The organism is Mycobacterium sp. MOTT36Y (assembly GCF_000262165.1).
Classification (GTDB): Bacteria; Actinomycetota; Actinomycetes; order Mycobacteriales; family Mycobacteriaceae; genus Mycobacterium; species Mycobacterium intracellulare.
This window is the reverse complement of sequence record NC_017904.1, coordinates 860012-871770: the sequence shown is the minus strand read 5'-3', so window position 1 is coordinate 871770 and position 11759 is coordinate 860012. Positions and strand designations below refer to the sequence as shown.

Here is an 11759-nt window from a genome sequence, read left to right as displayed (position 1 = left end):
GCCCGCAGGCGATTCTGCGTCTGCTCGGCAGGAAACTAGCGCGCGTCGATCGTCGCGTAGTCGCGCTCGGTGTAGCCGGTGTAGATCTGGCGCGGACGGCCGATCTTGCTGTCGCCCTCGTCGTGCATCTCACGCCAGTGCGCGATCCAGCCGGGCATCCGGCCCAGCGCGAACAGCACGGTGAACATCCGGGTCGGGAACCCGAGGGCGCGGTAGATCAGGCCGGTGTAGAAGTCGACGTTGGGGTACAGCTTGCGTTCGACGAAGTAGTCGTCGGTCAGCGCCGCCTCTTCGAGCTCCTTGGCGATGCTGAGCAGGTCGTCGTCGCCGCCGAGCTTGGCCAGGATCTTGTCCGCCTGCTCCTTGACGATGCGGGCCCGCGGGTCGTAGTTCTTGTAGACGCGGTGGCCGAAGCCCATCAGCTTGACGCCGGCCTCGCGGTTCTTCACCTTGCGGACGAATTCACTGACGTTGTCGTCGCTTTCGCGAATCTGCTCGAGCATCTCGAGGACCGCCTGGTTGGCGCCGCCGTGCAGCGGGCCCCACAGCGCGTTGATCCCACCGGAAACGGAGGTGAACAGGTTCGCCTGCGACGACCCGACCAGCCGCACCGTCGACGTCGAGCAGTTCTGTTCGTGGTCGGCGTGCAGGATGAGCAGCATGTCCAGCGCCCGGATGATCTCGGGGTCCGCCTGGTACGGCTCGGCCGGTAGGCCGAACGTCATGCGCAGGAAGTTCTCCACCAGGGTCAGCGAGTTGTCCGGGTAGAGGAACGGCTGACCGACCGACTTCTTGTATGCGTAGGCGGCGATGGTCGGCAGCTTGGCCAACAGCCGGATGGTGGACAACTCGACCTGCTCGTTGTCGGTCGGGTCGAGGGAATCCGGGTAGTACGCCGAGAGCGCGTTGACCGCGCTGGACAGCACCGGCATCGGGTGGGCGTTGCGCGGAAATCCGTCGAAGAACCGCTTCAGGTCCTCGTGCAGCATGGTGTGCAGCTGAATCCGCTTGGTGAACTCGGCCAGCTGCTCCTTGCTGGGCAGCTCACCGTAGATCAGGAGGTAGCTCACCTCGATGAAGGTCGACTTCTCGGCCAGTTGCTCGATCGGGTAGCCGCGGTAACGCAGGATTCCGGCGTCGCCGTCGATGTAGGTGATGGAGCTCTTGCACGACGCGGTGTTGACGAAGCCGTTGTCGAACGTGGTGTAGCCGGTCTTGGACAACAGCGAGCCCAGCGCGATGCCGTCGGCGCCTTCGGTGGCGCTGACGATCTCCAGGTCGGTCTCACCGCCCGGGTACTTCAGAGTGGCGGTGTCGTCGGTGTCGGCCACGAGAACCCCTTCGTGCTTCCGGCTGATATGGCTGCCCCTGACTTGGTGCTTACAGCTGAAGGTAGTCGTTATCGCGACGAGGCGCCCGTCCGGGGTCGGGTCTGGGAACCTTCCTTAAGCTTTCATCAGGTAGCGCGGTGACGATCCCGCCGGTTCGTGACTTTCGCCACTGCGCGCCCGGCGGTCGGCGACGCGTGGCGCGCGGATCCGCCGTGGCGCGGACCACAACAGGTACGGCGCACCGCCGTTGTCCCGGAAAGCGGCGCCCATCACCCCGCCGTGGACATCGGTCCGGCCAACCCGAAGACGTGAGCGGCGTTGTCGTGTAACACCTTTCGCAGCCACACATCGTCGATACCGGGCAGCCGGGTGAGGACCTCGACCGCGTCGACGTAGCCGTACGGGATGTTGGGAAAGTCGCTCCCGAAAAGTATGCGGTCGGCGAGATCACGGAGGCGTCCGTACTCGGCGGGCGGGAAGGGCATGGCCTCCTCGACGAACGGGGTGAACGCCATCGTGGTGTCGAGCCGCACGTCGTCGTAGCGCTCTGCCAGGTCGAGGAAGTCCGTGTACTCGGGCATGCCCAGGTGGGCGATGATCAACCGCAGGTGCGGATGGCGGGCGAGCAGTGCCGCGACGGGCCCGACGCCGGTGTGTTCGCCGGGGACGGGACCCGAGCCGCAGTGGATGATGACGGGGATCGCGGCGTCTTCGATGACGCCCCAGGCGCCATCGAGCAGCGGGTCGGTGGGGCTGTAGCGGCCGACCTGAATGTGGGCCTTGAATACGCGGGCGCCGGACGCGATGGCCTGACCGACGTAGTCCTCGACGCCGGGTTCGGGGTACAGCGTCGCGGTGTGCAGGCAATCGGGCGTCGTCGCCGCGAACGATCGGCCCCACTGGTTCAACCAGGCCGCCATGTGCGGCTTGTGCGGATAGATCAGCGCCGTGAACGCCCGGACCCCAAAGCCACGGAGGGTTCGCAGTCGCTGTTGTTCGTCGCTGCGGTAGGCGATCGGCCAATGCCGTCCCACCAGCGGGCCGGCGTCATCGAAGTACCGCCACACCTTGTCCATCACGGATTTGGGCATGAAGTGCGTGTGCACGTCGACGATGCCGGGCAGCCCGAGCGCCGTCCAGATCCGACGTACCGAATCCGTTTCGTCCATCGCCAGCCAAGTTAGCCCCCGCGCGGGCGCGCTACGGCTGGAGGCGCTCGATGCGATCGCCGCTGACCCGGATACGGTTATGCAACCGGTTTTCCCGTCCCTGCCAGAACTCGACCACCTCGGGCGCGATGAGATAGCCGCCCCAGCCCGGCGGCACCGGAACCTGCTCGCGGTCCGCGAAGCGCGCGGTCACCTCCTCCAGCTGGCCCAGCAGGGCCGCCCGCGAGGCGATCGGTTGCGACTGGTGCGAGGCCCAGGCGCCCAGCTGTGATCCGCGCGGCCGTTTCGACCAGTACTCCTGGGTCGCCTCCGCAGTGACCTTGCTCACCGGGCCGCGGACGTGGACCTGGCGGCCGAGCTGGTACCAGGGAAACGTGACCGCGGCGTACGGCGTCGCGGCCAGATCGTCGCCCTTGGCCGAGTCATAGTTGGTGAAAAAGGTGATCCCGGTCTCGTCGACGCCCTTGCACAGCACCGATCGGCTCGCCGGCCGCCCGTCGGCGGTGACGGTGGCCAGCACCATCGCGTTGGGCTCGGCGACACCCGATCGCTCGGCGTCGTCGATCCATTTGCGCAACAACGAAACCCAACCATCGCCGAGCCAGTCCGCGTCGAGATCGGGACTGCCGTCCTTCTCCGCCGATCCGTATTCCACACGCATTCTTTGCAGGTGTTCTTTTCCTGGCTCGGGGTCCCGTCGTGCCATCGCGTCAACGCTACCGGCGCTTGCTACCGGCCGGTAGCGTCGGCCCGAGCGGGGGGTGCGAGAATTTTCGGCATGACTGTGGTCCCCGAAGACTTTGTCCCCGGCCTCGAAGGCGTGGTCGCCTTCACCACCGAAATCGCCGAGCCGGATAAAGACGGCGGCGCGCTGCGCTACCGCGGTGTCGATATCGAAGACCTGGTGGGTCAGCAGGTCACCTTCGGCGACGTTTGGGCGTTGCTGGTCGACGGCAAGTTCGGCCACGGGCTGCCGCCCGCCGAGCCGTTCCCGCTGCCCATCCACACCGGCGACGTGCGCGTCGACGTGCAGGCCGGCCTGGCGATGCTCGCCCCGATCTGGGGGTACAAGCCGCTGCTGGACACCGATGACGCCACCGCCCGCAACCAGCTGGCCCGGGCGTCCGTCATGGCGCTGTCCTACGTTGCCCAGTCCGCGCGCGGCATCTATCAGCCCGCGGTGCCGCAGCGGGTGATCGACGAATGCGAAACGGTCACTGCCCGTTTCATGACGCGCTGGCAGGGCGAGCCGGACCCGCGCCACGTCGAAGCGATTGACGCCTACTGGGTTTCGGCCGCCGAGCACGGGATGAACGCCTCGACGTTCACCGCGCGCGTGATCGCCTCCACCGGCGCCGACGTGGCGGCGGCGCTGTCCGGGGCGATCGGCGCGATGAGCGGTCCCCTGCACGGGGGCGCGCCGGCGCGGGTGCTGCCGATGATCGAAGAGGTCGAGCGCACCGGCGACGCGCGCGGCCTGGTGAAGAAGATCTTGGACAGCGGCGACAAGCTGATGGGATTCGGGCACCGGGTGTACCGCGCCGAGGACCCGCGGGCGCGGGTGCTGCGCGCCACCGCCGAGCGGCTGGGCGCACCGCGCCACGAGGTTGCCGTGGCGCTGGAGCAGGCCGCGCTGGCCGAGCTGCGGGAGCGGCGTCCGGACCGGGCCATCGAGACCAACGTCGAGTTCTGGGCCGCGGTCATCCTGGACTTCGCCCGGGTGCCGGCCAACATGATGCCGGCGATGTTCACCTGCGGACGCACCGCCGGGTGGTGCGCCCACATTCTCGAGCAGAAGCGGCTGGGCAAGCTGGTCCGGCCGTCGGCCATCTATGTGGGCCCCGCCCCGCGCAGCCCGGAATCCGTCGAGGGTTGGGACCGCAGCCTCACCAACGCCTGAGGCCTCCTGGTTGTCGGTGCCCGGCGATCTAATGGTTGCTGTCGCGCGATGACTTTGCGTCGCCGACGCAGTCATACGTCGTGAGCCTGTCCGCGGTGGGCAGGCGACGGAACCGACAGCAAGGAGAACCAGGATGGCGATCAACATCGAACCCGCACTGTCGCCCCACCTCGTGGTCGACGATGCCGCCGCGGCAATCGACTTCTACGTCAACGCTTTTGGGGCTGAGGAGATCGGGCGCGTGCCGCGTTCGGACGGCAAACTGGTGCACGCCGCGCTGCGCATCAACGGCTTCACGGTGATGCTCAACGACGACTTCCCGGAGGTGTGTGGCGGCAAGTCGATGACACCGACCTCGCTGGGCGGCACCCCGGTGACGATCCACCTCACCGTCGCCGACGTCGACGCCAGCTTCCAGCGGGCGCTGGACGCCGGTGCCACCGTGGTGGCCCCGTTGGAGGACCAGTTCTGGGGCGACCGCTACGGCGTGGTCGCCGACCCATTCGGCCACCACTGGTCGCTGGGGCAGCCGGTCCGCGAGGTCAGCATGGAAGAGATCACCGCGGCGATGTCCGGGCAGGGCGCCGGCTAGCCGAGCAGCCGGTCCAAGAGCCGGCGTCGCGGTGGCGGCGCCGGCTCGGCGGTCGCGGCGGCCGCGAGCATCGCGGCGACGTCGGTGAACTTGTTGCGGGGCCGGCCGTCACCGCTGCCGCGCGCGATTTCGGCGGCGTCGATGGCACGCCATCCCGCGGCGTCGACGGCCTCGGGCCGACGGGAGCGCACCAGGGCGGCCAGCGCCTCGGGCTTGGCCGCCGGTTCGGTCAGCTTGCCGGCGTTGAAATCGGCCACCAGGGCCTGCACGGTCTCAAACGAGCACGACTTGTTGGTCCCGATGAACCCGCTCGGTCCCCGCTTGATCCAGCCCGCGACGTACGCGCCGGGCACGGGTGCGCGCGAGGCGGGATCGACGACGCGCCCGCCGTCGTTGGGCACCACGGCCGACGATTCGTCATAGGGAAGCCCACGAATCTGCTTGCCGCGGTAGCCGATCGACGTCAGCACCAGGCCCGTGTTCAGGCGGCGCGCCTCATCGGTGCCGGTGACCGAGAACTCCAGACCGGAGACACGCTGCTCCCCCAGCACACGGGTCGGGGTGAGCCGGTATGCCAGCCTGATCCGCGGGCGTGCCGCCGGCGCCGAATCGTCGCCGAGCGTGCTCAGGATTTCCAGCTTGTTTTTCGTCAAGGGATCCGACGCCGTCGCCAGGTCGGCCGCGACCAGTTCGTGGTCGGCCGCGCTGAGGACGACCTCGGAGCTGCCCGTGAGCCCGATCAGCTCGGGCAACGTGAACGCCGACTGGGCCGGGCCGCGCCGGGCGGCGATCACCACCTCACGCACCGCCGAGCCGCGCAGCGCCGCCAAGGCGTGGTCGGCGATGTCGGTGCGGGCCAGGTCGTCGGGGTCCGCGGTGAGCACCCGGGCGACGTCGAGGGCGACGTTCCCGTTGCCGATGATTACCACCCGCTCGTGGCCGAGATCGACTGGCAGGTCGGCGAAGTCGGGATGACCGTTGATCCAGGCCACCAATTCGGTCGCGGTCCCGGTGCCGGCCAAACCCATGCCCTCGATGTCCAGGCGACGGTCGTCGGGCGCACCCACGGCGTACAGCACGGCGTGGTGGTGAGCCAGCAGGTCGTCATGGCTGAGGTGTTCGCCGATCTCGACGTTGAGATAGAAGCGGAAGCGCTCGTGGCCGGCGACCCGCTCGAAGAGGCGGGTGACCCGCTTGGTGTTCTGGTGATCGGGCGCCACCCCGGCCCGCACCAACCCGTACGGGGTGGGCAACTTCTCAAAGACGTTGACGCGCACGCCGTGCTGGGTGAGTAGCTCGTCGGCGGCATACATCGCCGCCGGACCCGATCCGACGATGGCCACGGTCAGCGGCCGGCGGCGGGCCCGCACTTCGGCGGCCGGGATGACCGGCGCCAGCTTCGACGTCGGCGGAAGCTTCTCACCCTCGGGCCGTTTCGGGTAGAACGACGCGTTGATTTCGACGAAGGGCAGCTGCTTGGTGTCCAACCGGGTGTCGGGCGCGATGGCCCCGACCGGGCACGCGCTCACGCAGGCGCCGCAGTCCACGCAGGCCGCCGGATCGATGTAGAGCATCTCCGAGGTGGCGAAGCCGGGCTCGTCCGGCGTGGGGTGAATGCAATTCACCGGACACGCGAAAACACAGGACCCGTCGTTGCAGCACGACTGGGTAATAACGTGCGGCATGAAACCTACAGACCGGACTCGTTACGCGGCCGGGACCGAGGCCAGGTGCTGGCGCTGCGGCTCGCTGCGGTAGCGCGACGGCTTGCCGTTGATCTTGCACAACCGCCACATCAGCCGCGCCGAGCGCGTCTCCATCAGGCCGGTGTCATAGGCCAGCATTCGCACGTCACCGAACATGTCGCTGAGCCACTTACGCGATTCCGGCGACCGGAAGAACAGTTCCTTCTTGACCTCGCGCGGGATGTCGAACTCCTGCCAGAAAGCCTTGGGCGGCACCACAATCGCGCGGCAGAGCACCTTCATGGTCAGCGGCAGGTACAACGCGGTCCAGAACCGCTGCCTCTTGGTCAATTCCGGCACCCGCTTGCGCAGGAACTCGTGGGCGAACGAGATGTGGCGCGCTTCCTCGGCGACGTGGATCGCCATCACCCGTTCCATGATCGGGTGCAGGGACTTGCCTTCGCGCAGCACATTTTTCTGTGTGTGGTCGATGGGCTCCTCGCCGGCGAGCACGCCGATGAAGAACGCCACCGGCAGCGGCCCCGCCACCAGCGGAACCAACGGCGACAGCCACTTGAGCATCCGCGGCATGCCCGGGACGTCGGCGCCTATCCGGTTCACCATCTCCTGGAACATCATGGTGTGGTTGCATTCTTCGACCGACTCGTGCAGGCAGTACCGGTATTCGGGCGAGCCGTTGGGCACCCAGAACGTGTAGTTCATCAGGCCGCGGATCAGGATGGATTCGAAGTGCAGTCCCACCTTGGCCACGTTGGCCTGTCGCCACATCCCGATCTTGATCTTGCGCTCGTCGGACTGCGCCAAGTACCAGGGATGACGGCCCAGCGGGTCGGTCTCCGGCAGGATCCACCGAGGGTCGTTCTCGGTGACAGCGAATTCCGGTGAGTCCCAATCGATGTCGGTGTACGGGTTGAAGTTGCGCCGCACCGACCCCTCGGACAGTGTGGCAAGCATGTTGACGTAGTCAACGTCGTCGCGCACTTCCATGTTGCGGCGCCAACGCCGGACCAATCGCGTCCTAGCCATAACCTAGGCCTCCTCAATGAGGTTTACATTTGGACGTGCTATGTCCAGACAGTACCGGAGGTACCGGATATTTCCTAGACCCGTCCGAGGCACTGTGACCTGACCAGTGGTCATCGAATTCGTATGCCCTGGATCACAACGGAGGAAACGTCGGAGGCCCCCCGAGCAGGCGTTTTGCGTTGACGGCCCGGTCCGACGGTCGGCCCGCCGCAACGGCCCGCCAGGGTGGCTCACTACCCTGATGAGCATGGCTGACCAGCTCGCAGATTCCCTTCAAATTCCCGACGCCATCAAGCCCCGCGACGGCCGCTTCGGGTGCGGCCCGTCCAAGGTCCGGCCCGAGCAACTGCAGGCGCTGACCACGACGGCGGCGCCGCTGTTCGGGACCTCGCACCGGCAGGCGCCGGTCAAGAATCTGGTGGGCCGACTGCGGTGGGGGCTCGCTCAGCTGTTCTCGGTGCCGGACGGCTACGAGGTCATTCTGGGCAACGGGGGGGCGACGGCGTTCTGGGACGCCGCGGCGTTCGGCCTGATCGACAAGCGCTCGCTGCACTTGTCCTATGGGGAATTCAGCTCGAAGTTCGCCTCCGCGGTGGCCAAGAACCCCTTCGTCGGCGACCCCGTCGTCATCAAGTCGGATTCGGGCAGCGCCCCCGAACCCCAGAGCGATCCGTCGGTGGACGTGATCGCGTGGGCCCACAACGAGACCTCGACCGGGGTCGCGGTGCCCGTGCGCCGACCCACCGACTCCGGTGACGCGCTGGTCGTCATCGACGCGACGTCCGGGGCCGGCGGCCTGCCCGTCGACATCGCCGAGACCGACGCCTACTACTTTTCGCCGCAGAAGAACTTCGCCAGCGACGGCGGGCTGTGGCTGGCCGTCATGAGCCCCGCCGCGCTGGCCCGCGTCGAGTCCGTCGCCGCTTCGGGCCGCTGGGTGCCCGACTTCCTGTCGCTGCCCATCGCGGTGGAGAACAGCCTGAAGGACCAGACCTACAACACCCCCGCGGTCGGCACCCTGGCGCTGATGGCCGAGCAGGTCGACTGGATGCTGGGCAACGGCGGGCTGGACTGGGCCGTCAAGCGCACGGCGGACTCCTCGGGACGGCTGTACTCGTGGGCACAGGAGCGGCCCTACACCACCCCGTTCGTCAGCGACCCGAAGCTGCGCTCGCAGGTGGTGGGCACCATCGACTTCGCCGACGACGTCGACGCCGCGGCCGTGGCGAAGGTCCTGCGGGCAAACGGCATCGTCGACACCGAGCCCTACCGCAAGCTCGGCCGCAACCAGCTGCGGGTCGGGATGTTCCCGGCCGTGGATCCCGACGACGTCAGCGCCCTCACCGAGTGCGTCGACTGGGTCGTTGAGCGGCTCTAGTCGCGCGCCCTTGAACAGCCGGTAATCGGCGCGCCGCCGCCCAGCGTGTCAGCACAGATGATGGGCGGTTGCTGGACTAAAGTGCGCCGTGACGGGTCCGTCGCTGATCTGCACGGAGCCTGCGAGGAGATAGCCATGCGGGAACTCAAAGTGGTTGGGCTCGATGCCGACAGCAAATATGTCATCTGCGAGAGCGATGATCCCGCGGAGCAGTTCAAGCTGGCGGCCGACGACCGCCTGCGGGCCGTTCTGCGCGATGCGGCCCAGCACCCCGAGCAGCCGCAGCTCGAGATCGAAGTCACCAACATGCTCAGCCCCAAAGAAATTCAGGCCAAGATCCGCGCCGGCGCGTCCGTCGAGCAGGTCGCCGCGGCGTCGGGGTCGGACGTGTCGCGGATCCGCCGCTTTGCCCACCCGGTGCTGTTGGAACGGTTCCGGGCCGCGGAGCTGGCAACCGCCGCCCATCCCATGCTGGCCGACGGTCCCGCCGTGCTGACCCTGCTGGAGACCGTCAGCACCGCCTTGGTGACGCGGGGCCTCGATCACGACAAACTCAGCTGGGACGCCTGGCGCAACGAAGACAACCGGTGGACGGTCCAGCTCGCGTGGAAGGTCGGCCGTTCGGACAACCTCGCGCATTTCTGCTTCACGCCCGGCGCCCACGGCGGGACCGTCACCGCCATCGACGACGCGGCCAGCGCGTTGATCGACCCGACCTTCGAGCGTCCGCTGCGGCCGGTGGCGCGGGTGGCCCACGTCGACTTCGAAGAGCCCGCGAAGATGCCCGTCGCGCAGGAGCCGGCCCCGGAGCCGGAAGAAAAACCCGTGCACACGCGCCGGGGCAAGCCGGTCATCCCGGCGTGGGAGGACGTGCTGCTCGGCGTGCGCTCGGGAGGGCAGCGCTAGCCCGCTAGGCGCGGCCCGCTTCGCCCGGCTGCGCCGCGCTCGCGATCACCACTAGGCGCGGCCCGCGGCCGCCAGGGCGAGAAGCGCGACCCACGCTCCCGTCACGCCGACTCCGGCGCCGAGCACGAACCAGCGCAGGACCGGGGTGCGCCGCCACCCCCACAGGGTCGGCGCCAGTCCCCCCGCGGCCACGATGTTGAGCCCGACGGCCAGCAGCAGGTGCACGCGAACCAAGCCCAGAGTGAGCACGACGATCGCCGCGGCGGTGACCGCCGCGACGAACGCGGCCACCGTCAAACCCGTTGCCCAGGGCACGGACTCGTCCTTCATCAGCCGAAGCCTAGCCTGACCGTTCATCGCCGCCTCTCGTCACCGAGCGCTCGTAGAACGCCAGTGCAGCCGCGGTCGCGACGTTGAGCGAGTCGGTTCCGCGCGACATCGGAACGCGCACCCGCACATCGCTGCACCGCAAGGTGGCCGGCGTCAGCCCGGGTCCCTCGGCGCCCACCAGCACCGCGACGCGTTCGCCCCGCGCGGCCGTGATCGCCTCGGCCAGCGGGCACGCCGACTCGTGCGGGGTCATAGCCAGCAGCCGAAACCCGTTCTCCTTCAACGTCATCAGCTCGGCCGGCCAACAGGTTGCGCGCGCATACGGCACCAGCAGCGCGTGTCCCATCGACACCCGGACGGCGCGGCGGTACAACGGGTCGGCGCACCCACTGCCGAATACCACGGCGTCGACGCCGAGCCCGGCCGCGTTGCGGAAAATCGAGCCCAGGTTCTCGTGATCGTTGACCCCTTCGAGCACGGCGACGGTGCGGGCGCCGGCGATCACCTCGGCCACGCTGGGCTCCCCCACCCGCCGGGCGGCCGCCAGCACGCCGCGATTGAGGTGGAAGCCGACCACGCGCGCCATGACGTCGGCGGACGTCCGGTAGAAGGGGACGGCGCTGCCGGCGAGGTCGTCTTTGAGCTCGGTGAGCCGGCGGTCGGTGCCGAGCAGGGCATGCGGGTGGAACCGGGACGCGAGCATGCGCTGAACCACCAGCACGCCTTCGGCGATCACCAGCCCCTTGCCCGACGGCAGGTCGGGACGGCGATCGACACTGTTCAGGTCCCGGAAGTCGTCGAGCCTCGGGTCATCGGGATCCTCGACGTCCTGGACGTTGCCGGCATCGGCGCTCACGGGCTTTCGTCGACCAGCGCCAACATCAAATCGGCGGCGCTGCGCAGGATGTCGCGCTGCTCGGTGTCCAGCGTCGACAGCCGCTTGGCCAGCCATTCCTGACGGGCGCGACGATTGGCCTTGACCAACTCGGCCCCGGATTCGGACACCGAGACGAGCACCTGCCGGCCGTCGACGGGATGCGGCACGCGGTCCACCAAACCCATCTCGGCCAGCGACGCGATCACCCGCGTCATCGACGGCGGCCGAACCCGTTCGCGAATCGCCAGGGCGCCCGGCGTCATCGGACCTTCGTTGGCCAGCATCGCCAGCGCCGACAGCTGCGACAGTGACACCGGCGACGACGGGTTGCGGAACCGCAGCTGGCGGGCCAGCCGCATGACAGCCAGTGACAGGTCGCTGGCGAGCCGCGCATCGCTGTCAGGCATGGCGCGAGGTTACACGCAAGCCTGAGAAACCGGGACACCAACCGGCTCTTGATTCGTTCCGCCAAATGCCGCGGAATTTCATCGAAGCGCTTAGTTTCGGCAAGTAGGTGAGCGCCCGGCGGGGACCGGCGGCGGGC

General features: G+C 68.3%; 12 protein-coding genes. 4 read left to right on the top strand and 8 right to left on the bottom strand.

All coding sequences use genetic code 11. The features are described 5' to 3' along the window. Positions 1 to 35: 35 nt before the first annotated feature. The 3 genes from W7S_RS04400 to pdxH all read right to left on the bottom strand — a co-directional run bounded on the left by W7S_RS04400 (position 36) and on the right by pdxH (position 3161). Positions 36 to 1331: a citrate synthase gene (locus tag W7S_RS04400; RefSeq protein WP_008253896.1), complete on the bottom strand. Its 1296-nt coding sequence runs from the start codon at positions 1329 to 1331 to the stop codon at positions 36 to 38. Between the two features lie 269 nt (positions 1332 to 1600). Beyond that, positions 1601 to 2500, bottom strand: coding sequence for an amidohydrolase family protein (locus W7S_RS04395; protein ID WP_008253894.1), 900 nt, complete (start codon positions 2498 to 2500; stop codon positions 1601 to 1603). Positions 2501 to 2531: 31 nt separating this feature from the next. Next, positions 2532 to 3161, bottom strand: a complete 630-nt coding sequence (gene pdxH / locus W7S_RS04390) for a pyridoxamine 5'-phosphate oxidase (protein ID WP_008253893.1) — start codon at positions 3159 to 3161, stop codon at positions 2532 to 2534. A gap of 117 nt (positions 3162 to 3278) precedes the next feature. Here pdxH and W7S_RS04385 point away from each other — a divergent pair, with 117 nt between their 5' ends. Both W7S_RS04385 and W7S_RS04380 read left to right on the top strand, forming a co-directional pair. Next, complete coding sequence (locus W7S_RS04385; RefSeq protein WP_008253892.1) at positions 3279 to 4400, top strand: citrate synthase 2; 1122 nt, start codon at positions 3279 to 3281, stop codon at positions 4398 to 4400. 133 nt (positions 4401 to 4533) lie between these two features. Then, positions 4534 to 4992 carry a VOC family protein gene (locus W7S_RS04380; protein ID WP_008253889.1) on the top strand — a complete coding sequence of 153 codons (459 nt, stop codon included), beginning with the start codon at positions 4534 to 4536 and terminating at the stop codon, positions 4990 to 4992. On the opposite strand, the gene W7S_RS04375 is transcribed toward W7S_RS04380, so the two are convergent. Both W7S_RS04375 and W7S_RS04370 read right to left on the bottom strand, forming a co-directional pair. Beyond that, positions 4989 to 6677, bottom strand: a complete 1689-nt coding sequence (locus W7S_RS04375; RefSeq protein ID WP_008253887.1) for an FAD-dependent oxidoreductase — start codon at positions 6675 to 6677, stop codon at positions 4989 to 4991. The two genes, W7S_RS04380 and W7S_RS04375, sit on opposite strands and share 4 nt — an antisense overlap. A 21-nt stretch (positions 6678 to 6698) precedes the next feature. After that, positions 6699 to 7724 (bottom strand): diiron oxygenase, encoded by a 1026-nt coding sequence (locus W7S_RS04370; RefSeq protein ID WP_014711028.1) that lies wholly within the window; start codon positions 7722 to 7724, stop codon positions 6699 to 6701. A gap of 247 nt (positions 7725 to 7971) precedes the next feature. On the opposite strand from W7S_RS04370, the gene serC reads away from it, so the two are divergent. Then, positions 7972 to 9102 carry a phosphoserine transaminase gene (gene serC, locus W7S_RS04365; protein ID WP_008253883.1) on the top strand — a complete coding sequence of 377 codons (1131 nt, stop codon included), beginning with the start codon at positions 7972 to 7974 and terminating at the stop codon, positions 9100 to 9102. A 135-nt stretch (positions 9103 to 9237) separates the two neighbouring features. Continuing rightward, positions 9238 to 10008 (top strand): septation protein SepH, encoded by a 771-nt coding sequence (gene sepH, locus W7S_RS04360; RefSeq protein WP_008253881.1) that lies wholly within the window; start codon positions 9238 to 9240, stop codon positions 10006 to 10008. A 51-nt stretch (positions 10009 to 10059) separates the two neighbouring features. Here the strand turns inward: sepH and W7S_RS04355 are convergent, their stop codons facing one another. Genes W7S_RS04355 through W7S_RS04345 form a run of 3 tightly spaced genes read right to left on the bottom strand, consistent with a single transcriptional unit; the run spans position 10060 to position 11622 of the window. Continuing rightward, positions 10060 to 10338, bottom strand: a complete 279-nt coding sequence (locus W7S_RS04355) for a DUF2537 domain-containing protein (protein WP_008253878.1) — start codon at positions 10336 to 10338, stop codon at positions 10060 to 10062. Positions 10339 to 10348: 10 nt separating this feature from the next. Continuing rightward, positions 10349 to 11194: an RNA methyltransferase gene (locus W7S_RS04350; protein WP_008253875.1), complete on the bottom strand. Its 846-nt coding sequence runs from the start codon at positions 11192 to 11194 to the stop codon at positions 10349 to 10351. Then, the gene (locus W7S_RS04345; protein WP_008253872.1) at positions 11191 to 11622 is read right to left on the bottom strand and encodes a MarR family transcriptional regulator; all 432 of its coding nucleotides are present in this window, start codon (positions 11620 to 11622) and stop codon (positions 11191 to 11193) included. The genes W7S_RS04350 and W7S_RS04345 overlap by 4 nt, the downstream gene beginning before the upstream one ends. Between the last annotated feature and the right edge of the window lie 137 nt (positions 11623 to 11759).